At 69.6% G+C, this 22,970-nt stretch carries 16 protein-coding genes and 1 pseudogene; 11 read left to right on the top strand and 6 right to left on the bottom strand.

Annotated features, from left to right (window positions below):
• Window positions 1-85 precede the first annotated feature (85 nt).
• Window positions 86-2,536: a DNA helicase PcrA gene (pcrA, locus tag AC0Z36_RS16110; RefSeq protein WP_485463569.1), complete on the top strand. Its 2,451-nt coding sequence runs from the start codon at window positions 86-88 to the stop codon at window positions 2,534-2,536.
• Between the two features lie 261 nt (window positions 2,537-2,797).
• On the opposite strand, the gene AC0Z36_RS16105 is transcribed toward pcrA, so the two are convergent.
• Both AC0Z36_RS16105 and AC0Z36_RS16100 read right to left on the bottom strand, forming a co-directional pair.
• On the bottom strand, window positions 2,798-4,441 hold the full coding sequence (locus tag AC0Z36_RS16105; protein WP_485463568.1) for a M23 family metallopeptidase: 1,644 nt from the start codon (window positions 4,439-4,441) through the stop codon (window positions 2,798-2,800).
• Window positions 4,442-4,565: 124 nt separating this feature from the next.
• Window positions 4,566-5,660: an esterase/lipase family protein gene (locus AC0Z36_RS16100; protein ID WP_485463567.1), complete on the bottom strand. Its 1,095-nt coding sequence runs from the start codon at window positions 5,658-5,660 to the stop codon at window positions 4,566-4,568.
• A gap of 228 nt (window positions 5,661-5,888) precedes the next feature.
• Here AC0Z36_RS16100 and AC0Z36_RS16095 point away from each other — a divergent pair, with 228 nt between their 5' ends.
• From AC0Z36_RS16095 to AC0Z36_RS16075, 5 genes are all read left to right on the top strand, one after another.
• Complete coding sequence (locus tag AC0Z36_RS16095; RefSeq protein ID WP_485463566.1) at window positions 5,889-7,229, top strand: SWIM zinc finger family protein; 1,341 nt, start codon at window positions 5,889-5,891, stop codon at window positions 7,227-7,229.
• Window positions 7,226-8,719: a DUF5691 domain-containing protein gene (locus AC0Z36_RS16090; RefSeq protein WP_485463565.1), complete on the top strand. Its 1,494-nt coding sequence runs from the start codon at window positions 7,226-7,228 to the stop codon at window positions 8,717-8,719. The genes AC0Z36_RS16095 and AC0Z36_RS16090 overlap by 4 nt, the downstream gene beginning before the upstream one ends.
• Window positions 8,720-8,835: 116 nt before the next feature.
• Window positions 8,836-9,957 (top strand): ATP-binding protein, encoded by a 1,122-nt coding sequence (locus AC0Z36_RS16085; protein WP_485463564.1) that lies wholly within the window; start codon window positions 8,836-8,838, stop codon window positions 9,955-9,957.
• Entirely contained in the window at window positions 9,954-12,371 is a 2,418-nt protein-coding gene (locus AC0Z36_RS16080; protein ID WP_485463563.1) for a DUF5682 family protein, read from the top strand. The genes AC0Z36_RS16085 and AC0Z36_RS16080 overlap by 4 nt, the downstream gene beginning before the upstream one ends.
• Complete coding sequence (locus AC0Z36_RS16075; protein WP_485463562.1) at window positions 12,358-13,488, top strand: VWA domain-containing protein; 1,131 nt, start codon at window positions 12,358-12,360, stop codon at window positions 13,486-13,488. Before AC0Z36_RS16080 ends, AC0Z36_RS16075 begins: the two co-directional genes overlap by 14 nt.
• 70 nt (window positions 13,489-13,558) lie before the next feature.
• Here AC0Z36_RS16075 and AC0Z36_RS16070 read toward each other — a convergent pair whose 3' ends face one another.
• Window positions 13,559-14,245: a Uma2 family endonuclease gene (locus tag AC0Z36_RS16070; RefSeq protein ID WP_485463561.1), complete on the bottom strand. Its 687-nt coding sequence runs from the start codon at window positions 14,243-14,245 to the stop codon at window positions 13,559-13,561.
• Between the two features lie 140 nt (window positions 14,246-14,385).
• On the bottom strand, window positions 14,386-14,577 hold the full coding sequence (locus AC0Z36_RS16065) for a ferredoxin (protein WP_485463585.1): 192 nt from the start codon (window positions 14,575-14,577) through the stop codon (window positions 14,386-14,388).
• A 28-nt stretch (window positions 14,578-14,605) separates the two neighbouring features.
• Here AC0Z36_RS16065 and AC0Z36_RS16060 point away from each other — a divergent pair.
• From AC0Z36_RS16060 to AC0Z36_RS16050, 3 genes and pseudogenes are all read left to right on the top strand, one after another.
• A pseudogene (locus AC0Z36_RS16060) lies at window positions 14,606-14,683 on the top strand (CGNR zinc finger domain-containing protein); the annotation flags it as partial.
• 90 nt (window positions 14,684-14,773) lie between these two features.
• On the top strand, window positions 14,774-15,349 hold the full coding sequence (locus AC0Z36_RS16055) for a Uma2 family endonuclease (protein ID WP_485463560.1): 576 nt from the start codon (window positions 14,774-14,776) through the stop codon (window positions 15,347-15,349).
• Between the two features lie 83 nt (window positions 15,350-15,432).
• Window positions 15,433-15,798, top strand: coding sequence for an antitoxin VbhA family protein (locus AC0Z36_RS16050; protein ID WP_485463559.1), 366 nt, complete (start codon window positions 15,433-15,435; stop codon window positions 15,796-15,798).
• 22 nt (window positions 15,799-15,820) lie between these two features.
• Here AC0Z36_RS16050 and AC0Z36_RS16045 read toward each other — a convergent pair whose 3' ends face one another.
• Window positions 15,821-19,285 (bottom strand): helicase-related protein, encoded by a 3,465-nt coding sequence (locus AC0Z36_RS16045; protein WP_485463558.1) that lies wholly within the window; start codon window positions 19,283-19,285, stop codon window positions 15,821-15,823.
• A gap of 442 nt (window positions 19,286-19,727) precedes the next feature.
• Between AC0Z36_RS16045 and sucC the strand changes: the two genes are divergently transcribed.
• Together sucC and sucD are read left to right on the top strand one after the other, a co-directional pair.
• The gene (gene sucC, locus AC0Z36_RS16040) at window positions 19,728-20,903 is read left to right on the top strand and encodes an ADP-forming succinate--CoA ligase subunit beta (protein ID WP_485463557.1); all 1,176 of its coding nucleotides are present in this window, start codon (window positions 19,728-19,730) and stop codon (window positions 20,901-20,903) included.
• 70 nt (window positions 20,904-20,973) lie between these two features.
• Window positions 20,974-21,861: a succinate--CoA ligase subunit alpha gene (gene sucD / locus AC0Z36_RS16035; protein WP_485463556.1), complete on the top strand. Its 888-nt coding sequence runs from the start codon at window positions 20,974-20,976 to the stop codon at window positions 21,859-21,861.
• Between the two features lie 163 nt (window positions 21,862-22,024).
• On the opposite strand, the gene AC0Z36_RS16030 is transcribed toward sucD, so the two are convergent.
• Complete coding sequence (locus AC0Z36_RS16030; protein WP_485463555.1) at window positions 22,025-22,879, bottom strand: SigE family RNA polymerase sigma factor; 855 nt, start codon at window positions 22,877-22,879, stop codon at window positions 22,025-22,027.
• Between the last annotated feature and the right edge of the window lie 91 nt (window positions 22,880-22,970).

Raw genomic sequence — 22,970 nt, 5'->3', positions numbered from 1 at the left:
GCCGCGACGCACGTCACGTCCCGCCCGGAAGAGAATCGGCTCTTCGGCACGGACAGCCCTCCCCGGGCTCATAGACTCGTGGACGATGAGCAGCCTCTTCGATGACGCGACCGACCTGTCCCTGCCTGTGCGCGCGGCGGACGACATCCCCCTGCCCCCGGAGCCCGACGAGCCCGAGGACCTGTTCGGCGGCGCGTTCACGCCACCGTCGAACCCGGCCGAGTCGTACTACCGCAACGGCGCCCCCAAGCCGGTCGCCGACGCCGCACAACTGCTCGACGGGCTCAACCCGCAGCAGAAGGCAGCCGTCGTCCACGAGGGCACACCCCTGCTCCTGGTCGCCGGAGCCGGCTCCGGCAAGACGCGGGTGCTCACCCACCGCATCGCCTACCTGCTCGCCGCCCGCGGCGCGCATCCCGGCGAGATCCTCGCGATCACCTTCACCAACAAGGCCGCAGCCGAAATGCGCGAGCGCGTCGAGGCCCTCATCGGTCCGCGCGCCAAGGCGATGTGGGTGTCGACCTTCCACTCCGCGTGCGTGCGGATCCTGCGCCAGCAGTACAAAAAGCTGGGCATGACGTCGTCGTTCTCCATCTACGACTCGTCGGACTCGCAGCGGCTCATGGCGATGGTCTGCCGGGAACTCGACCTGGACCCCAAGCTCTACCCGCCGCGCAAGTTCAACGCGCAGGTCTCCAACCTCAAGAACGAGCTCATCGACGAGGAGACCTACTCCAGCCAGGCGGCCAACGAGACCGACCGGCTGCTCGCCCAGGCGTACACGATGTACCAGCAGCGACTGCGCCAGGCGCACGCGCTGGACTTCGACGACATCATCATGACCACCGTGCACCTGCTGCAGGCGTTCCCCGAGGTCGCCGAGTTCTACCGCCGCCGCTTCCGGCACGTGATGGTCGACGAGTACCAGGACACCAACCACGCCCAGTACATCCTGGTGCGCGAACTCGTCGGCGGCGCGGCCGGCAGCGCGCCGAAGAAGACCGTCGACGGTGACTACGTCAACCCCAACGCCGCCGCGCTCGCCGACATCCCCGCAGCCGAACTGTGCGTGGTCGGCGACGCGGACCAGTCCATCTACGCGTTCCGCGGCGCGACGATCCGCAACATCGTCGACTTCGAGCTCGACTACCCGAGCGCCGTCACGATCCTGCTCGAACAGAACTACCGCTCGACGCAGACGATCCTGGCCGCCGCCAACGCCGTCATCGAACGCAACACCAACCGCCGGGCCAAGAACCTGTGGACCCAGGCCGGCGACGGGGCGCTCATCACCGGCTACCTCGCCGACGACGAGCACGGCGAGGCGCAGTTCGTCGCCGACGAGGTCGACAAGCTCACCGACGACGGCAAGTGCAAGCCCGGTGACGTGGCGATCTTCTACCGGACGAACGCCCAGTCCCGCGTCTTCGAAGAAGTCTTCATCCGTACGGGACTCCCGTACAAGGTCGTCGGCGGTGTGCGCTTCTATGAGCGCAAGGAAGTCCGCGACATCCTGTGCTACCTGCGGCTGCTGGCGAACCCGGCCGACGTGGTGTCGCTGCGCCGGATCCTCAACGTGCCCAAGCGCGGCATCGGCGACCGGGCCGAGGCGTGCGTCGACGCGCTGGCCGCCCGGGACCGCATCTCCTTCGCCGACGCGCTGCGGCGCGCGGAGGACGCCCCCGGCCTGGCCAAACGGTCGGCGAACGCGGTCAAGGGTTTCGTGACGCTCATGGACGACCTGCGCACGGTCGTGGACGGCGGCGCGGGCCCCGCCGTGGTCCTGGAGGCGGTCCTCGAACAGACTGGCTACCTGGCCGAGTTGCAGCACTCCACCGACCCGCAGGACGAGACGCGGGTCGAGAACCTTCAGGAACTCGCCGCAGTGGCCCTGGAGTTCGAGCAGGCCAACCCGGAGGGCACACTCGGCGACTTCCTGGAGCGGGTCGCGCTGGTCGCCGACTCCGACCAGATCCCGGAGGACGGCACGGGCGTGGTCACGCTGATGACCCTGCACACCGCCAAGGGCCTGGAGTTCCCGGTGGTGTTCCTGACCGGCATGGAGGACGGCGTCTTCCCGCACATGCGCTCGCTCGGCAACACCAAGGAGCTTGAGGAGGAGCGCCGGCTCGCGTACGTCGGCATCACCCGGGCCCGGGAGCGGCTGTACATGACGCGGGCTCAGGTCCGCAGCTCGTGGGGAGCACCCGCCTACAACCCGCAGTCGCGGTTCCTGGAGGAGCTGCCGCCCGCTTTGATCGAGTGGCACGGCCTGAAGAAGGCCGCGGTGCCCCCGGCCCCGCGCGGCGGCAACCCCCGCTCCGGCAAGCTGACTTCGGGCTTCGGCGGCAAGCGGGCCGTGGAGCGCGAGGTCCTCGCGCTGAGCGTGGGGGACAAGGTCACGCACGACAAGTTCGGCATGGGCACGGTCCTGGAGACCGGCGGCGCGGCGGACAAGGCCGAGGCGACGATCGACTTCGGTACGGAGGGCAAGAAGCGGCTGCTCCTGCGGTACGCGCCGGTGGAGAAGCTGTAGTCGGCTACTGGCCGACAACGGAACGGCGGAGGCCGGGCATCCCCGGGTGGGGGTGTCCGGCCTCGGGTTTTGTGGCGCAAAAGATAGTAGTCAGATCGGTCTGTAGTTGTTCTGGTCATCGACGTGCTGGTCGGCGACGGCATCCAGGTCGGACCGGAGGGCGTCGGGATCGACGTCGGGTGCGCTTTTCCGTCGCCCGACCTTGCGGATCCGTCGCGCTCCAGGGCCCGACTGAGTCCGGCCCTCAGTCGTTGAAGCTGATCAGCCCGTCGGGTTGAGCCCGCGCTCCTTGAGCCACGGCAGTGGGTCTATCGGGCTGCCGCCGTCGGGGCGCACCTCAAGGTGGAGGTGCGGGCCGGTGCTGTTGCCCGAGTTGCCGGAGTAGGCGACGGTGTCGCCGGCCTTCACCGGACCTGAGCGGACCTTGTAACGACTCAGGTGGCAGTACCAGGACTCGGTGCCGTCCTTGGCCTTGATGATCGTCATGTTGCCGTACGCGCTGTTGTATTCCGTACGGACGACACCGTCCATCATGGCCCGCACGGGAGTTCCGTAATCGACCGGGAAGTCGATGCCGGTGTGATTGTGCGACCACCTGTCGCCGCCCTGGCCGAACACCGCGCTCAGCCCCGGCTGGGTGACCGGCAGGACGTACTTGGGGCGCAGGGCCTCGCGGCGCTTGCGCTCCTCGTCCTGCTGGCGCTGGACCTCCTCCTGGCGTTCGATCAGGGAGATCCGGGTCTGGGTGCGACTGGCCCGGTCGGCGAAGTCCTCGGCGCCGTCGCGCAGGTCCGTCAGCTGCTGGTCGAGCGGCGAGACCAGGGGCAGCTCGCGGCCGTCGGCCACCGTCACGCTGCCGGTGTCGGTGTCACCGGAGTCCACGGCCTGCATCCCGCCGACTGCGGCGCAGGCCATGGCGGCCACGCCCATGACCGCCATCGGCGTTCCGGTGGCCCGGGCGATGGACCGCGGCTTGCCCGCCTTCGGGTCCTTGCCGGTCCGTGGTGCGCTGCAGGGCTGCTCGGCCTTGTCCTTGCGACTCTTGCGCCCGCCCCGGTCCTGCGCGGGGATCGTGTCGGCTTCGAACCCTGTCCCGGGTGCTTCGCCGATCCCACTGACGACCGCGTTGTCAGTGGGATCTGGGAAGCTCCCGTCATGCCTCGGGGCGGACAGTTCGCCGTACAGCTCCGCGTCCGCGCGGTTGCCGTTCCACGGATCGTCCGTCAGGGGCCACTCGGTCGCGTTGTTGTAGGGAGCCTGCGGTTGGTCCCACGGCTGATCCCACGTCTGCTCCGGGGCCACCTCCTGCACGGCGGTGGCGTAGCCGGTGCCGTAGGACGTGTCGTAGGCGTTGTTGTGGGAGGCGTAGGAGTCGTGCAGGGCGTCCGGCGCGGGCACTGCCTGGGGGTAGTAGCCCGTCTCCTGAACACCGCCGTACGCGGTGGCGGGCCACTGGGTCCCGGAGGCGTAGGAGTCGGGGTAGGCACCGGTGTTGTAACCACCGGTCTGCGCGTAGCCGTGTTCGGTGGTGGGGGTGTCGTAGCCGCCGCCGTACTGCGCCGCGTACGTCCCGGTGTCCTGTGCGCCGCTGAACGCGGGGGCCCGGTAGGTCCCGGCTCCGTAGGCGTCGTACGCGCCGTAGTTGTCGTCGGTGGCCGTGGGCCACGCGCCCGAGGTGTCCACTGCGGTCGGGTGGCCGCCGGTCCCTTCGGTGCCCGTGGCGTACATCCCGCCGTAGGCCGGGTAGCCACCCGACCCGTCGTCAGCAGGGCCGTAGCCGCCAGCCTGGTAGGCACCTGCCTGGTAGCCGCCTGCCTGGTAGGCGCCTGAATACGCACCGGTAGCGTCCATGCCCGCGGGCACGTGTCCGTACGGGTCGCCGTTCGGATACCGGACGTCTGTCACTCCAGGCCGCCTTCTCTCGGAATGACACCTTGATACAAGCCAGGTGCAATAAGTCCGGGACTGTATCCGGCCGAAGCACCTCCCGACAATCCGTCGTGTAGGTGACGTATGTCCAGATGCGACCCTATGCCGCGAGCGTGGCAACGGTCACAGCGGGCGGCGGCGGGGCCAGGAGAAGGCAGATCGCGGCGACCACCGGGGCACACGCGGGCAGGGTCAGATGGCCCGCGCCGGGGACCAGTAGGCTGGTGGCGTCCAGGTCGGGATGGTCGACCGCACCCGAGGAGCGCGGAATGATCAGCGGGTCGAGGTCGCCCCAGAACGCGTAGAAACGGGTCGCGCAGCCGGGCGCCGGTTCGGCCAGTTCGGCGATGACCGCACTGTCCGGGCACATCTGCCGGACAAGCGGATGCGGGCGCAGCAGATAGGCCGTCAGGGTGCCGTGGTGTGGAGTTCCCAGAGTGACCACCGTACGGACGCGGTGCCGCGTATCGATGCGCTGGGCGTGGTAGCGGGCGATCAGGCCGCCCAGGCTGTGGCCGACCACATGGACGGCCGGCGCTCCGGTGCGTTCGCACACACGCTCTATGTGGACGCCGAGCAGTTCGGCCTTGGCCCGGATGTCGCCGCCGACCGGGTTGTGGTTGACCGCGTGGACGTCGGTGAAGCCTGCCTTCCGGAGCCGGCGGCGCAACTGGGAGAAGATCGACCGGTTGTCGGCCAGCCCGTGCACCAGGACGACCGGAAGGTGGCCGGGGCCGGGAGTGCCGTCGTCTTCCCGGTCTTCAACCGGCGCGGCCGTCTCCGGAAGTACGAGCCGCAGCACGTCGGCGGCCAGCGGCAGGGTGTAGAGCTGTGCGGGGACCAGCGGCTCCAGGCGGCGGCGGGTGGCGTGGGACAGCAGCGGTCCAGGGCGGGGCAGGTACGGCAGGCCTGGGAGGAGACCGGGCGGGCACAGCCCTGTCGGGTAGAGGGCCAGGTGCCCGACGATCCAGGCGAGTTCCCGCAGGGTGCCGCGCAGCCGGTCGGATCCCGGCCACAGGGAGAGCAGGATGTCGTCGGGGAAGGGTGGATGGTGTGGCGCTTCCCGGACCGGTTCGTGCGGGGTGATTGATGCGTTCGGGGTGTTCTGGTCGCTGGGGGTGTCCGGGGCGTTCCGGGTGTTCGGGGCGTTCCGGGTGTTCGGCGCGTCTGACGATTCCGGCGCGGTCGCAGCCAAAGCCGACCTCCTGTCGGTGAAACAGGACAGGAGCCCCGTCGTGAAAACCGAGAGGGTGTCGCAGCCCGTATACCGCCCGGTATCCCCGGCGCAAACCGGTGCGAAACAGTCCGTTAACGTTGCTGTCGCATGTGGGCGACGTGTGGTGATGGAGTGTCAGGAATTGGCTCAGGAGGGACTTTTGGTGCTCCTGGCCCGTTGTCGGTGTCACCCCGTAGCGTGACCGCCATGGTGGAACGCTGGACCGCGGAAAGGGTGCTGGAACTCGCCCCTGACGACGCGTCACGAAAGGCTGGGGCAAAACTCGCCGCACCACGCCCGTGGGAGGGGACGGGCCGCACTGAAGATGCCCTGTGGGGCGCCTGTAAGGGCAGCGGGCAGACGCCGTACCGGGTGGTCGTCGACCTGACCGGACCGGCGTACTCATGTACCTGCCCGAGCCGGAAGTTCCCCTGCAAGCACGCCCTCGGGCTGCTGCTCAGGTGGGTCGAAAGCACAGCGGTCGAAAGCACAGCGGCCGACAGCACAGCGGCCGACAGCGCGGCGACCGCGGGGGAGCCCCCCGGCTGGGCCGGCGAATGGCTCGCCGGACGCACCGGGAAGAAGCAGGCCGTCCCCGCCGTGCGCACCGTCGCGCCCCGAACCGCGCGGCAGCGTGCCGCCCGGGTGGCCGGTGGTGTGGCGGAGTTGCAGCGCTGGCTGGCCGACCAGGTCCGGCAGGGCGTCGCCGGCGCCGACCAGGAGGGCTACGACGTCGGGGAGCGCATCGCCGCCCGCATGGTCGACGCGCAGGCCCCCGGCCTCGCGGGGAAGCTGCGGGAGGCCGCCGGGCGGCCGGGGTCCGGGGCCGGCTGGCACGGTCTGCTCCTGGAGGACTACGCCGAACTGTGGCTCCTGGCCCGCTCGTACGACCGTATCGAAGCACTCCCCGACCCGCTGGCCGCCGGACTGCGGACCCGGATCGGCTGGACCGTCGACACCGCCGAAGTGCTCCGCGACGGGACCCCGGTCCGGGACCGCTGGCACGTCCTGGGCAGTCAGGACCGCAGCACCGACAAGGTCACCACCCGGCGGGTCTGGCTGCGCGGCGAGCGCACCGGCCGGCCGGCCACGCTCATCGCGTACGGCACTCCAGGACAGGCCCCGGCGCTGAGCCTGCCGGTCGGCGGACGCCTCGACGCCGACCTCGTCTACGCCCCGGCGGCGGTGCCGTTGCGCGCGGTCCTGGGTGAGAAGCACAGTGCTCCGGAGCCCGCTCCCGAACCTGCCGGCACCGGAACTGAGGAGGCCCTCGGCCGGTACGCGACGGCGCTGCGCGACGAGCCCTGGCTGGACGCCTGGCCCGTCGTGTTGGCCGACACCGTCGCGGTCCCCGGAAGCTTCGGCTGGCGGGTGGTCGACGCGGCGGGCTGCTGGCTGCCGGTGGACCGGTCCCGTACGGACGAACAAGCACTGTGGCGGCTCGCCGCCCTCGGCGGCGGGCAGGGGCTGACGGTGTTCGGCGAAGTAGGCGCGCGAGGTCTCTCTCCGGTGACCGCATGGCACGACGGACAGGTGGCCTCCCTGTGAACAGCGACTGGGACGAACTGGTTTCCACCGCACTGGTCGGCACCGGGCGGCGCACCGTCCGCGCTCCCTCCGGCACCCCACTGGCCGAACTCGCCGCCCGGCTCCCGCGAGGAGCCGACGGTGGGGCGGCCCGGCTCCTCGACCTGGCCGCGCTGACCGTCGTGCACCGCCGTGCGGGGCTGCGGCCCGGACGTTCCGCCGAGCGCACGCCAGTCTGCGCCGGGGACCCGCGCCCGCTGCCGCCCGCCCGCGCTGCGGTACGGCTGCGGGTCCTGCTCGGCTCCGCTGACGACACCGTGCTCCTGGCCCGCTGGCTCGCCGAAGCGCGGGCCCGCGGCCTGCGCGCGCCCGCGGCCGAACTCCCGGCCCTGCTCGATGCGGCAAAGGCGCACACTGAACTCCGTACAGACGTGGCTGACTTGGCCGGACCACGTGGACGCTGGCTGGCGCGGCTCGCCGAACCCGTGCACCGGCAGTGGGTCTGGCTCACGACAGTCGAGGCTCCGTGCGAGGGGCAGTCGGAGGAGGCGTGGTCCCACGGTCTGCCCGGTGAGCGGCTGGCCTACCTGAAGCGGATCCGCACCGAAAACGCTTCTCAGGCACGTGAGTTGCTCGAAGAGTCGTGGCATGTCGAAGCCGCCGACGACCGGGCCAGGCTGCTCGCCGTGCTGCGCACCGGGCTTGACCGTGCGGACGAGGAATTCCTCGAACAAGCCCTGGAGGACCGGGCTGTGGCGGTCAGGTCGGTGGCCGCCGGGCTGCTCGCCGTGCTTCCCGGGTCGGCGTACGGCGCGCGCATGGCGGCCCGGGCCCGCGTCTGCCTGCGGCCGTCCGGCCGTACGTCAGTCGTCGTGGACCCGCCGCAGGAGTGCGACGCCGCGATGCTCCGCGACGGCATCACCGTCAAATCGCCCACCGGGCGTGACGCGGAAGCCTGGTGGCTCGGCGAGATCATCGCGTCAACACCGCCGTCCCTGTGGACGGAGATCTTCGGCGAGCAGCCCGGACAGATCGTCGCCCGCCGGCTGCCACGCCGTTACGCCGACGATGTCCGGGACGGCTGGGCCCGCGCCACGATCATCCACAGCGACACCGCGTGGGCCCGCGTGCTGGCCGGGCGCGGGACACCTTTCCGGCTGCTCAGCGTGCTCCCCGCCGCCGAACGGGCCTCGCACGTCGCCCGGCGGATCGCCCTGCACGGCCTGTCAGAGGCCTTCCAGATCCTGGCCGGCTGCCCGGCCCCGTGGCCCGCGCCGCTCGGGGACGCCGTACTGAACGCCCTTGAACGGGCGTCGGCTGACGGGTCGTCCTATCCGTGGAGCTTCAGCGGCGTCACCGGGCTGACGGCGCGCAACCTCGACACCGCGTGCCTGGACCGGGTGCGACGGCTGGCTGAGGACGCCACGGAAGGGCGGCGCTGGCGCGAGGCGTTCGAGGAGATCGCGGACCTGCTGCGGCAGCGGGCACAGATCGCGGCCGAGTTCGGCTGAGTGGGCCGGTGGAGGGCGACGAGGGCAGAACCGAGCTGGGCCTCCATGTCAGACCTGACCGGCAGTCTGGGTCTCACACCGACCTACGCACCGCCACAGATCCGGGGGAAATTTCCGTGACCCTGAAAGCCGGTCAGAACGGCGGTTCGCAGAACCAGCCGGTCCTGCGCGCCCACGCCGAGCACGCCTTCGCCGACGAACTCGCCGCGCTCGCCAGGACCGACGACCGGCCACGGCCGCCGCGCTGGAACCTGTCCCCGTGGGCGGTGTCCACCTACCTGCTCGGCGGGACGCTGAGTGACGGCACGGTCATCACTCCGAAGTACGTCGGGCCCAAGCGCATCATCGAAGTCGCGGTCACCACGCTGGTCACCGACCGGGCGTTGTTGCTGCTCGGGCTGCCGGGGACCGCCAAGACGTGGGTGTCCGAGCATCTGGCCGCGGCGGTCTGCGGCGACTCCACGCTTCTGGTCCAGGGCACGGCGGGCACGCCGGAGGAGGCGATCCGGTACGGCTGGAACTACGCCCAGCTGCTCGCGCACGGCCCGTCCCGGGACGCGCTGGTGGCCGGTCCGGTCATGCGGGCCATGGCCGGGGGCCGCATCGCCCGCGTCGAGGAGCTGACCCGCATCCCGGCCGACGTGCAGGACAGTCTGATCACCATCCTCAGTGAGAAGTCGCTGCCGGTGTCCGAGCTGAACGACGAGATCCAGGCCGTACGGGGGTTCAACCTCATAGCCACCGCGAACGACCGGGACCGTGGCGTCAACGACCTGTCGTCGGCCCTGCGGCGGCGGTTCAACACCGTGGTGCTGCCGCTACCGGCGAGCGCCGACGAAGAGGTCGACATCGTCACCCGGCGGGTTGAACAGCTCGGCAAGTCCCTGCAACTGCCGTCCGCCATCGGTGCGGAAGCCGAACTCCGGCGGGTGGTGACGGTGTTCCGCGAACTGCGGTCCGGTGTCACCGAGGACGGCCGGACAAAACTGAAGTCGCCCACCGGAACGCTCTCGGTGGCCGAAGCGATCTCCGTGGTGACCGGCGGCCTGGCGCTCGCCGCGCACTTCGGGGACGGTGTCCTGCGCTCGGCCGACGTCGCGGCGGGCATCCTCGGCGCGGTCGTCAAGGACCCGGCCACCGACACCGTCGTGTGGCGGGAGTATCTGGAGACGGTCGCGCGCACCCGCGACGACTGGAAGGACTTCTACCGCGCCTGCCGGGAGGTGACCAGCCGGTGAGTGCGGTGACCGGAAAAGCAGAGCCGTTCCTGCTGGGTGTCCGGCACCACGGCCCGGGTTCGGCCCGCGCGGTCACCGCCGCGCTTGACCACCTCAAGCCCGACACCGTGCTCGTCGAAGGCCCGCCGGAGGCCGACGGCCTGCTGTCGCACGTACGCGGGCTGACCCCGCCGGTCGCCGTCCTCGTGCACGCCGTCGACCAGCCGTCGCAGGCCGGGTTCTGGCCGTTCGCCGCGTTCTCCCCGGAGTGGGCCGCGATCCGCTACGCGGTCGGACACGATGTGCCGGTGCGGTTCATCGACCTGCCGGCGGCGTACAGCTTCGCGCTCGACCGGGCCCGTCAGGAGCGGGTGGAAGAGCCCGTGCCACGCGGGACGGTGGGCGATCCGATCGGCGCGCTCGCTTCGGTCGCCGGTTATGACGACCCCGAACGCTGGTGGGAGGACGCGGTCGAACACCGGCACTCACACCACGATCCGCTGGCGCCCTTCGTCGCGCTCGCCGAGGCGATGACCGCACTGCGTACTGTGGACAATCGCGTTTCCGCGGGTGAGGCCGAAGCTCCGGACGCGTTGAGCGGCGTGGCGGCGCTGCCGGACTTCGAGCGCGTACGGGAAGCCCACATGCGCCTGGAGATCCGTGCCGCGCAGCGGGCCGGGCACGACCGCATCGCGGTGGTCTGCGGAGCCTGGCACGTGCCCGCGCTCGCGACACTGCCGCCGGTGACCGCCGACCGCGCGATGCTCGCGCCCTTCGCGGTCAAGGGCGCGGTAGGCCGGGTGAAGACCGAGGCCACCTGGGTGCCGTGGACCCACCGCAGACTCGCGCAGTCCTCCGGCTACGGGGCCGGTGTCCAATCGCCCGGCTGGTACGCCTACTTGCACGAGACCGCCGGCCGGCCGGCCGAACACCTTCTTCCGCGCTGGTTCGTCCGGATCGCCGAACTCCTGCGCGACGAGGGCAACCCCGTGTCGTCGGCCCACGTGATCGAGGCCACCAGGCACGCCGAAGCGCTCGCTGTTCTGCGCGGCCGGCCGCTGGCCGGGCTCGACGAGACTTGGGAAGCCGTACGGGCGGTCATGTGCGACGGTGACGACACACCGCTCACCCTCATCCGTGACCGCATCGTCGTCGGCGACCTCATCGGTGAAGTCCCGGACTCCGTACCGGCCGTGCCGCTGCAACGCGACCTCAGCCGTGAGCAGAAGCGACTGCGGCTCAAACCCGGAGCGGCGGACCGGACCCTCGAACTCGACCTGCGCAAAGACACCGACGCCGCCCGGTCCCGGCTGCTCGCCCGCCTAGTCCTGCTCGACATCCCGTGGGGCGCGCCTGCCGGGAACCGGCGCGGCACCGGGACCTTCCGGGAGACGTGGATGCTTCGCTGGGAGCCGGAACTGTCCATCCGGGTCGCCGAAGCCGGAGTGTGGGGAACTACGGTGGTTGCGGCCGCGACCCATCACGCGTCGGAACTCGCAGTCAACGCCGGGTCTTTGGCGGAAGTCACCGCCGTCGCTGAACGCTGCCTGCACGCCGATCTGCCTGGTGCGCTACCGCTGATCCTTCAGGTGCTGAACGACCGCGCCGCGCTTGACGCCGACGTCTCCCACCTGGCCGAGGCGCTTCCCGCGCTGGCCCGCGCGCTGCGTTACGGGGATGTCCGGGGGACTGACACGTCGGCGTTGACCGCCGTGGTGGACGCGCTGGTGCTGCGGATCAGCATCGGGCTGGTGCCCGCGTGCGCGGGCCTGGACGACGAGGGAGCCAAGGTGATGCGCAGTCATCTCGACGAAGTGCACTCGACTGTCGGGTTGCTGGAGCCGCACCGGAGCGAAGTGCGCGCGACAGTCAGGTTGCTGGAGCCGCACCGCAGCAACGATCCTGGGGTCTGCGGGGCAACGGACGCTCCGCAAACCCCAGGATCGTTGCCGACGGAGCAGTGGTTCACCGCCCTCGGACGGCTCGCCGACCGCGGCGACCTGCCCGGACTCCTCAGCGGCCGGGCGACCAGACTCCTCCTGGACGCCGGGCGGATCAGCGCCGACGACGCGGCACCGCGGATGTCCCGCGCGCTCAGCCGCGGCACGCCGTACCGCCTCGCGGCCACCTGGCTCGAAGGGTTCCTGTCCGGCGGCGGGCTGCTGCTCATCCACGACGGGAAGCTGCTGAAGCTGCTCGACGACTGGGTGGCGGACGTCCCGGACGCGGACATCATGTCCGTACTTCCGCTGCTGCGGCGCACGTTCGCGACCTGTGCGGCCCCCGAGCTTCGGACACTGGGGGGGCAGCTCAAGAATCCGAAGCGTCGGGTGGCGGCGGTGGCGGCCGACCCCGACGGCTTCGACCAGGCCCGCGCGGACGCCGTACTGCCCACCCTCGCCCTGCTGTTGGGAGCTTCCGATGACCGTCACTGAGGCTGAGCGCATGCGCCGCTGGCGGCTGATCCTCGGCGGCGAAGCCGACAGTACGGGATGTTCCCTGGGCGCCGAGGACCGGCGGGTCGACAAGGTGCTTGCCGCCCTCTACCGGCCGGGGGAGCCGGGCGACGGCCGGACCGGCGGCCTCGGCGCGTCCGCCCCGGGCGTCGCCCGCTGGCTCGGCGACGTCCGCGAACTCTTCCCCAGCGGCGTCGTCCAGATCATGCAGCAGGACGCCATCGACCGCCTCGACCTGACCCGGCTGCTGCTCGAACCGGAGATGCTCGAAGCCGTCGAACCGGACGTGCACCTGGTCGGCACGCTGCTCTCGCTCAACAAGCTCATGCCGGAGACGACGAAGAACGCCGCCCGTACGATCGTCGGCAAGGTGGTCGCCGATCTGGAACGCCGCATCGCACAGCGCACCCGCACGCTCGTCCAGGGCGCTCTCGACCGGTCAGCGAAGACGAACCGGCCCCGGCACCACGACATCGACTGGAACGCCACGATCCGGGCGAACCTGAAGCACTATCAGGCGGCCTACCGGACGATCGTTCCCGAACGCCTCATCGGGTACGGGCGTCGGCAGCGGGGTGTGCGGAAGGACGTCATCCTGTGCATCGACCAGTCGGGGTCGATGGCCGCGTCCGTTGTCTACGCCAGTGTGTTCGGCGCGGTGCTCGCCTCGATGAAGTCACTCAAGACATCACTCGTCGTGTTCGACACGGCGGTCGTGGACCTGACGGACAAGATCTCCGACCCGGTGGACGTGCTCTTCGGCACCCAACTCGGCGGCGGCACCGACATCAACCGGGCGCTCGCGTACTGCCAGACGCTGGTCACCCGGCCGACTGAGACGGTTGTCGTGCTGATCAGCGATCTGTACGAAGGCGGGGTCCGTGAGGAGATGCTGCGCCGGACCGCCGCGATGAAGGCGACTGGGGTCGAGTTCATCGCACTGCTGGCGCTGTCGGATGAGGGGGCGCCGGCCTACGACCACGGCAACGCGGCGGCGTTGGCGGCGCTGGGGAGCCCGGCGTTCGCGTGTACGCCGGACCTGTTCCCGGAGATCATGGCGGCGGCGGTCCAGGGTTGGCTTATTCCGGGTCGATGAACTTGAGCGGCGGACTCGCGCGCAACGGGCTTACGGGTGGCGGTTCTGTGGGTGGTTCCGCCCGACAGCTTCAGACCAATGTCGAGGTATCGATCGCCGGAAGCCCGTCCGGCAGGGGCAGTTTCTCCCCGAGGCGGACCCGCAACTCCCTGCGGTAGTGCGGGTCTTCGGGATCGTCGCTCGGGTCGGTGTAGGCCACGGCTTCGCCCTTTTGGCGGTCGATCAGCACATAGACTGGGATTCCGGCGCGGGCGTAAGTGCGGTATTTGCCCTCCCGGTCCACGCTGTGGTTGGACGGGGAGGTGACCTCGCCGACGAGCTGGACCATCTCGGCGGGGTACCAGCCGTCGTGGCTGCTGCGGTAGGTCTCGTCGGATTTGTCAGCCCGCCGGTGCTGGACGGCGAAGTCCGGGATGAAGGCACCGGTGACGTGCTTGGTTCCGGCGGGCTCGGTGCAGTAGCCGTTGCCGATCACTGCCAGGTCGAGACCGGCGGTGCGGAACTGGAAGTAGATCTCGCCCGCCCAGTAGTTGTGCTGGTCGTTGGCCGGCGGCGTCATGGAGTAGGCCCCTTCGATGTACTCGACCCGAATGCCCTTGGGGACCCGCAGGGTGGCGATGTACTTGGTCGGCTGGTCGAAGAAGAGCGCGAAGAGCGCTGAATCGGTGTCCTGCTCATGGGCGAGCGCGCTCATCGCGTCCTCCAGTAGTCCTGCCAGGTGGGACAGGATCGGGGGCGGTCCAGTCCGTTGATCCATGGTTGCTCATCCGCTCGATGTCAGCTGTGCTTCTGGGCCAGTTGTAGTCCGGTGCGTTGTGCTGCCGGGGGCCGAAAACCAGATATCACCCGTACGGATTACTTGGATGCGCAGTTGGATGCGGCGTTCCGCATGCGTGGCTATTCCTTGGTGATGCTGATCGCCCGGGCCGGGCACATCGAGGCTGCGGTCTTGACCTTCTCGCGCAGCCGCTCGGCGGGCTCGGCGTTGTAGAGCAGGTAGTCGTCATCGTCGAAGGAGAACACCTCGGGTGCGGCGAACACGCACTGGCCGTGGCTCTCGCACAGTTCCATGTCGACGGTTATGCGTATCTTTGAACTCGCTTTCCCTGTCAGGGTGCGCCGGTGGTGCTCGATGGCGGGCTGCGGCAACCGGGCGAAGGCGTCCCGGCACTACGCGCGGCATGGGCAGGGCTGACAGACTCGTGCGCCCGGCCCGCTGTGACTTGCGCCGTTACGCTGGACCCACGCGCTCTGACGATTGATGTCGTACGAGGAAGGTGCTGCTGTGACGGCCATATTGCCCGACTGGATGTATCCGCCCAATCCCGGCGGCTGGACCTCGGATGACCTCGATCTCCTGCCGGCTGACGCACCCCGCCATATCGAGCTGATCGACGGAGCGCTGATTATCATGATGTCGCCCCAGCGCCGGTTCCACTCCCGGGTGATTCGCCGCCTGTGTAACACGCTGGAAGCGCAGGCTCCGGCCGGATTCTGGATCGACCAGGAAATGACCGTCAAGCTGAGCAAGCGCACCAGGCCGGAGCCTGATGTCCTGGTCACCACCGTGCCTTACGACGGTGACCAGACCTGGTACGCACCCGGTGATGTGGTCCTTGCCGTCGAGATCGTGTCCGAGGAGTCGGAGGAACGGGACCGCAAGACCAAGCCCCTCAAGTACGCCGAGGCCGGCATCCGGTTCTACTGGCGGATCGAGGATGAGCACGGCCTCCCGGTCATCCACGCCTTCGAGCTGGAGCCGACCACCGGTGCGTACGTGGCGCAGGGCATTCACCGCGGCCTGTTCAGTACAACGGTTCCGTACCCGATGACGATCGATGTGCCCGCGCTGGTCGCCTGAGTCCGGATGATTTCGGAACGCCTCAGTGAGGTGGGCTCTGCCCGCTACCGCGAAATGTGTACACATAAGTACAAGCTTTAAGTATGGCGATTCCTGAGGTTCTCACTGTCCGCGAAGCCCGTGAGCAGCTTTCCCGCCTGCTCGGCGCCCTTGGCGCAGGTGACAACGGCGATCCGGTCTTCATCGGGTCGCACCGCAAGGCGCAGGGGGTCCTGATCTCGTTGGACGCCTACGAGTCGATGACGCAGGAGCTCGGGTTGGGACGGACCCAGGCAGCGGGATCCGCGACCGGATCTCTGCGGGCCGAAGGGTTGGTGACGACATTGGAGTACAGGCGGGACCTCGACGATTACGTCACGGGTCGCATCGATGTCGATGAACTTGAGCAGCGGACTCTCGCGCGCTACGGGCTTACGGGTGGCCGGTCCGCGGCGATGCTGGTCGCTTGAGCTCGAATGAGTTTGAAAAGCTTCAGTGCGGCGCTGTCCCCTGCCCCCACTTGTCACGCCACTTCCAGGTGATCGACGCGATCGACAGGTCGTCGAACTCCACGCCGCAGAAAGGGTCTTCGAGGTAGCGAAGATCGTCGTGCGTGGCCCCGTCCGGGTGGACGGAGACCAGGGACAGCCGGTAGCGCTCGGCGTTCTTGCCCTTCAGGACTTCCGTACGGGTGACGTGGAAATCGTCAGCGCCGAGGGTGCGGCCCTTGACCTCGATGAACACCCAGTGGCCGTCGGCCGCTTGGGATCGGATGTCGAAGCCGGGGTTGTTGTGCGGCATGACCTCGGGGGAGCGGCCGAGCGCGCGCTCGGCGGCCACGGTCGCGGCGACGGCGCGCATCTCGACCTCGCGGGTGTCGTGGGAGCAGGTCCTGGCGGCCGGGAGGGTGCCGAGGGTGCGTCCGCCGCGCAACCGGTCGACCAGGCCCTGCGGAACGACCAGGGCGAGCGCGGCCGGGACCGGCGGTCTGGCCTGGAGGTGCAGGTCGAGGTCCAGTCCGGCGAGCCGTGCGGCGAGGCGTCGTTCCAGGTCGCGGGCCCGCGCGGCGGCGGTGTCGGGTCGAAGGCGCACCTTGCGCCCGGCCAGGACCTGCCCGGCGAGCAACTGGGATTCGGTGTCCCAGTGCTCGACTTCCTGCGCGAGACGGAGCCGTACGACGGTCCTCGTCCGTTCGACTTCGGCGGTGATCCTGGCCCGGACCCGGTCGAGGTGTCCGGGCATGCCGTGCGCCACCGACCACGAGACCGCCAGGTCGCGCGGCGGACCGCCGGTCCACAGTGTCGACGCGCCGCCCAGGAAGGCGAGTTCGTCGGCGGTGGGCGCCTCGTAGTCGAGGTAGGGGGCACTGTCGGCGGGCAACGTGCCGCCGTCCGGGAGGAGTTCGACGAAGCCGAACCGCTTGGACACCGTACGCGGGGGGCGGTGCCCGTCGATGACCTCCTCACGCAGCGCGGCGAGCATCCGGACGTCCTCGCCCGGGTCGGCCCGGTCGATCAGCACGGTGCCGCCGGCGAGGACCTGTTCGTACCGGGCGATCGTGGTGTCCACCACCGCGTCGAACAACGGGTGCCCGGGGGACAGGAGTTCGGCGGAAATCCCGCCCTCCTGTTTGATGTTCGCCCGGTCGAAGCAGACCCGCGCGTACCGCGACAGGACGGTGCCGCCGCCCCGGCCGCGCCGGTCCCGCAGCTGGGCTGGGACTTGCGGGATCTCGAACCGGCCAGGCTCCCGGACGGCCATCCGTCCGCCGGCCCGGGTGAACGCGTCGGCGAAGAACGCCCGGAAGCTGTGCAGTTGCAGGCAGGTGGCCCGCGCCTCAGCCATCTCCAGGCGGACCCGTTCGACCTGAGTCTTCGTCAGCAGGTCGTTGTGCAGTGCGCGTTCGGCGACCAGTGCGCTCATCCCCGCGCCGACCTGCCGGTCGATGACCGTGTGCAGCCGCGCGCGGACTTCGGGGCGGTCCCCGTACCGGATCGCCTCGATGAGCAGCGTCCGCAGCGGCGTTCCCTCGAAGGCCTCACCCAGCACGTCGAAGACCTTGCCGTCGTAGGCCTTCCGTTGCTGTTCGACCTTTTCCAGGAGCCGCAGGAACACATCGCCTTCGCGGGTGTCGACAGCCACCAGGTTCCACAGGTGGCAGACCTCCGTCTGCCCGATCCGGTGGATGCGGCCGAAGCGCTGCTCGATGCGGTTGGGGTTCCACGGCAGGTCGTAGTTGACCATCAGATGGGCCTGCTGGAGGTTCAGGCCCTCCCCGGCGGCGTCGGTGGCGACGAGCACCGCGCAGTCCGGTTCCTGGCTGAACCGGGCCTGCGCGGCGCGGCGTTCGGTACGGGACAGGCCGCCGTGGATGGCGACGGCCGCGTCGTCGGAGCCGAGCAGTGTCCTGATCCGGCCGAGCAGATAGCTGAGGGTGTCGCGGTGCTCGGTGAAGATGATGATGCGGTGGGTGCGGCCGGTGACCGGGTCGCGGACGCCGTCCGACGTCAGCAGGTCGCGCAATTCGTTCCACTTGCGGTCGGTTCCGCAGTGCCGGACCGCGCGGGCGTGCACCGCGAGGTCGCGGACAACGGCGATCTCCTGGTGGAGTTCGACGGTCGTACGGGCGGCCGTGGCCGCGTCGACGACCTGGTCCTCGAAGGCTTCGAGGTCGCCTCCTGGCAGTTCGTCGGGGTCGAACTCGTCAGCGTCGAAGAACGAAGCCCGGCGCATCCCGTGCAGCCGGAGTTCGAGGCGCTCCTGCCGCCGTTCCAGTGACCGCAGGATCGCCTCCGGGCTGGACGCCAACCGCCGTTGCAGGACGGTGAGCGCGAAGCCGACGGTGTGGCCGCGGTGTCCTTCGCCGCTCTCCTTGAGTTCGTCCGCGCGGTTCATCTCCGTACGGACATAACGGGTTACGGCCTCGTAGAGGCCGTGTTCCGGCGCGGAGAGTTCGTACGGGACGGTGTACGCGCGGCGTTCGGGGAACAGCGGCTTGCCCTCGAAGGTCAGCAGTTCCTCCTTCACCCGCCGGCACATGATGCCGCGGGTGTCAGGGGTGCGACTCTGCCCGTCCCTGGGGTTGCGGAGGCGGCCCTCGAAGCGGTCCGGGTCGAGGAGCGCCAGGAACAGCTGGAAGTCCTCCTCGTTGCCGGTGTGCGGGGTGGCCGTCATCAGCAGGAAGTGCCGGGAGATCCGGCCGAGCAGCCGGCCCAGCTGGTAGCGGCGGGTGGTCTTGAGCTCGTGTCCGTAATAGGAGGCGGACATCCGGTGCGCCTCGTCGACGACTGCGAGGTCCCACTCGGTGCGCTCCAGGGCGGTGAGGAGGTCGTCGTTGCGGGCGAGCTGGTCCATCCGGGCGATCAGCAGCGGATGGGCGTCGAACACGTTGCCGCCGCCGACCGCCTGCTCAGGGGTGAGCACGTCGAAGCGCAGACCGAACTTCTCGAACAGTTCGTCCTGCCACTGCTCGACCAGGCTGCCGGGGGCGACGATCAGGCAGCGGGCCAGGTCGCCGCGCAGCGCGAGCTCCTTGATGTAGAGCCCGGCCATGATCGTCTTTCCCGCGCCCGGGTCGTCGGCGAGGAGGTAGCGCAGCGGCATCCGCGGCAGGAGGTCCCCGTACACCGCCTGGATCTGGTGCGGCAGCGGCTCCAGATCGCTTGTCGTGACCGCGAGCATGGGGTCGTGCTGCCCGGCCATGTGGATGCGCAGCGCCTCGGCGGCGAGCCGGAACAACCCCGCGTCGGCGTCGAAGGCCGGGCCCGCGTCGGCGGCGGGGGACAGTGCGGCCTCGTCGCCGCGGTAGAGGACCCGCTGACCGACCCCGCCGTCACCGTCCTCGTACGTGACGGCGAGCGCGTCGGGCCCGTGCCACCGCACGGCCACCACAACGACCTGCCCCTGCGGGAGCAGCCCACGGACGCGCACTCCAGACGTGAGCTCGTCGAGAGTCAAACTTGAGAGTCCTTAGCAGCGGAGTCGGTGCGTTTCCGCAGGCTAGCCCGTAGGGGCTGAGCGGCCGGGGCAAGCCGGACGGATGGTCGTGCGAATTGGCGCGTTGTCACCCGTACGGAGTACACAGACGCGGTGCCCGCCCCGGCCGGGGCCCCGGGGGACATGCGGCCGCGCCGTGGACGGGTCACTATGAGATGGAGTGGGGGGAGCTCGACGGCGCTGCGCAACGGACGGTGTGGAAGAGATTTACGCCACCCGGTTACATCGGTGCGGTGTGGTCCGGTTAACCTGCAAGACGGATTCAGCTACGCGTGCGGACGCCGTCTACCGATTAGTCGGGGGCGAGCAGAACCGGATCTTTTCCGGTCCGGACCCGAATGCGACGACGAACGCGGCTGCGGGCTCTCCTGATATACAACCGCGATCACAAGGACGGACGCGCGTGGACCTGTTCGAGTACCAGGCGAGGGATATCTTCGCCAAGCATGGTGTACCGGTACTGGCCGGTGAAGTCATTACGACCCCCGAGGCCGCCCGCGAGGTGGCAGAGCGTTTTGGCGGCAAGGCCGTCATCAAGGCGCAGGTGAAGGTCGGTGGCCGGGGTAAGGCCGGCGGCGTCAAGCTGGCGACCGACCCCGACGACGCGGTGGCCAAGGCCGGCCAGATCCTCGGCATGGACATCAAGGGCCACACGGTCCACAAGGTGATGCTCGCCGAGACGGCCTCCATCGTGGAGGAGTACTACGTCTCCTTCCTGCTGGACCGCACCAACCGCACCTTCCTCGCCATGGCCTCCGTCGAGGGCGGCGTGGAGATCGAGGTCGTCGCGGAGGAGAACCCCGACGCGCTCGCCAAGATCCCGGTGGACGCCATCGAGGGCTGCACCCCGGAGAAGGCCGCCGAGATCGTCGCCGCGGCCAAGTTCCCGGCCGACATCGCCGACCAGGTCGCCGACGTCCTGCAGAAGCTGTGGACCGTCTTCATCAAGGAGGACGCGCTCCTCGTTGAGGTCAACCCGCTGATCAAGTCCGGCGACGGCAAGATCATCGCGCTGGACGGCAAGGTCTCGCTCGACGAGAACGCCGAGTTCCGCCAGCCGGACCACGCGGCGCTTGAGGACAAGGACGCGGCCAACCCGCTCGAAGCGGCGGCCAAGGCCAAGAACCTCAACTACGTCAAGCTCGACGGCTCGGTCGGCATCATCGGCAACGGCGCGGGTCTCGTGATGAGCACCCTCGACGTCGTCGCGTACGCCGGTGAGGCGCACGACAACGTGAAGCCCGCCAACTTCCTGGACATCGGCGGCGGCGCGTCCGCCGAGGTCATGGCGAACGGCCTGGAGATCATCCTCGGCGACCCGGACGTCAAGTCCGTGTTCGTCAACGTCTTCGGTGGCATCACCGCCTGTGACGAGGTCGCCAACGGCATCCTCCAGGCGCTGGAACTGCTCAAGTCGCGCGGCGAGGCGGTCACCAAGCCGCTGGTCGTGCGTCTCGACGGCAACAACGCGGAGCTGGGTCGCAAGATCCTGTCCGATGCCAACCACCCGCTCGTGCAGCGTGTGGACACCATGGACGGCGCGGCCGACAAGGCCGCCGAGCTCGCGGCCGCACTGTAACGTCTGCGCGTCTCCGACACGACAAACGTCTGCGCGTCTCCGACACGACAAGGGACAAGAACTCCACACCATGGCTATTTTCCTGACCAAGGACAGCAAGGTCATCGTCCAGGGGATGACCGGCGCCACGGGCATGAAGCACACCAAGCTCATGCTCGCCGACGGCACCAACGTCGTCGGTGGCGTCAACCCGCGCAAGGCCGGCACGAGCGTCGACTTCGACGGCACCTCGGTGCCCGTCTTCGGCTCCGTCGCCGAAGCCATCAAGGCGACCGGGGCTGACGTCTCCGTCATCTTCGTGCCGCCGGTCTTCGCGAAGTCCGCTGTCATCGAGGCGATCGACGCCGAGATCGGCCTGGCCGTCGTGATCACTGAAGGCATCGCGGTCCACGACTCCGCGAACTTCTGGGCCCACGCCATCGCCAAGGGCAACAAGACCCGCATCATCGGCCCGAACTGCCCCGGTCTCATCACCCCGGGCCAGTCCAACGCCGGCATCATCCCGGGCGACATCACGAAGCCGGGCCGCATCGGCCTGGTCTCGAAGTCCGGCACGCTGACGTACCAGATGCTCTACGAGCTCCGGGACATCGGCTTCTCGTCGGCCGTCGGCATCGGTGGCGACCCGATCGTGGGAACCACCCACATCGACTGCCTCCAGGCGTTCCAGGACGACCCGGACACCGACGCGATCGTGATGATCGGTGAGATCGGCGGCGACGCCGAGGAGCGCGCGGCGGACTACATCGCCAAGCACATCACCAAGCCGGTCGTCGGCTACGTGGCCGGTTTCACCGCGCCCGAGGGCAAGACGATGGGCCACGCCGGCGCCATCGTCTCCGGCTCGGCCGGTACCGCGCAGGGCAAGAAGGACGCGCTTGAGGCCGTCGGCGTCAAGGTCGGCAAGACGCCGTCCGAGACCGCGAACCTCATGCGCGCGATCATGCAGAGTCTCTGACTCCGGCATGTAGAGCTGAGCGGCTGGTCGTCCGTACGCGATGACCGGCATGCAGAGCTGAGCGGCTGGTCATCTGTACGCGATGACCAATCGCACGCAGGGACCCCCGGAACTTCTGTTCCGGGGGTCCCTGCGTTTTATATCCGGTGTCGTCAGTTTCCCGTCAGCGCGCTTTAGCAGCCGGCGTCGCGACGGCTGCCTTGGGCGGCTTCGGCGCCTTGTTGTGGCCCGGATCGATGATCCGCGGCAGGGCCAGCACGGCGAACACCGCGATCACCACCACAAGCCCGCCGACCAGCATCATGGCTCGCTTGGTTGAGTCCTCCCGCATGGCCCGCGGGCTCTCCGTCGGCGGGTCACAGTCGTCCGAGAGCTGGGTGAACAGTGCGGCGATCCTGTCGGTCGCAGGCTGCGGACCCGGCCCCGGGCCCCGTGTCAGCGCCGGCAGTAGACGGGCCAGATCCTCGTGCGCCAGCCGCAGCCGGGCCTCCGCGCACCCGCGCGACGACTCCGTCTCGCAGGCGATCTGCCCGGGGTCCAGACCGATCTGGTGGTGCAGCACCAGGGCCCGCCGCCGGTGCGGCGGCAGCTCCTGAAGCGTCCTGAGTACGGTTTCCCCGCTCGGCTCGGGCTCCGGCGGATCACCGCCGAGATAACGGCGGATGCGGTGCAGCCGGTAGTGGATCCGGTCCGAGTGGTCCAGGGCCAGGTCCGCGGCCGTGGCCCGGACCCACGCTTCGGGCGCGGCGTGCGAACCCACCTCCGCCCAGTCCTGCCAGGCGCGGGCGAACGCCTTCCGGGTGGCCCGCAGGGCGCGTCGCCGGTCACCGGTGAGCAGGTATGTGTGCCGCAGGATGTCGGCGGCCACCGCCTGGTGGAAGGCGTCAAACGACTCGACGAGTTGCGCGTTGGCCGGGTGCTGGTCGACTGTGGGCGGCCAGGCGAACGGTTCCGGCGCCTTGGGCGGACGGTCGAACACCGGCGGCCAGGGTATGCGGTCCGAATCGGGCAGGGGCATTCCGGACAGCTCCTTCGGGGGTGTGCGGGGTGCCTGTGGGGGTGGTCTCCCTGGACGTCCGGTACCCGGCACCGCGCCGAGAAATGTCCGA

This window comes from Kitasatospora sp. UYEF31, from assembly GCF_057291755.1.
This window is presented reverse-complemented; position numbering and strand designations above follow the sequence as displayed.

Coding starts and splice junctions, on each gene's coding strand:
- pcrA (WP_485463569.1), top strand. CDS start 86: ATGAGCAGCCTCTTCGATGACGCGACCGACCTGTCCCTGCCTGTGCGC.
- AC0Z36_RS16095 (WP_485463566.1), top strand. CDS start 5,889: ATGGTGGAACGCTGGACCGCGGAAAGGGTGCTGGAACTCGCCCCTGAC.
- AC0Z36_RS16075 (WP_485463562.1), top strand. CDS start 12,358: ATGACCGTCACTGAGGCTGAGCGCATGCGCCGCTGGCGGCTGATCCTC.
- AC0Z36_RS16070 (WP_485463561.1), bottom strand. CDS start 14,245: ATGGATCAACGGACTGGACCGCCCCCGATCCTGTCCCACCTGGCAGGA.
- AC0Z36_RS16050 (WP_485463559.1), top strand. CDS start 15,433: ATGGCGATTCCTGAGGTTCTCACTGTCCGCGAAGCCCGTGAGCAGCTT.
- sucD (WP_485463556.1), top strand. CDS start 20,974: ATGGCTATTTTCCTGACCAAGGACAGCAAGGTCATCGTCCAGGGGATG.
- AC0Z36_RS16030 (WP_485463555.1), bottom strand. CDS start 22,879: ATGCCCCTGCCCGATTCGGACCGCATACCCTGGCCGCCGGTGTTCGAC.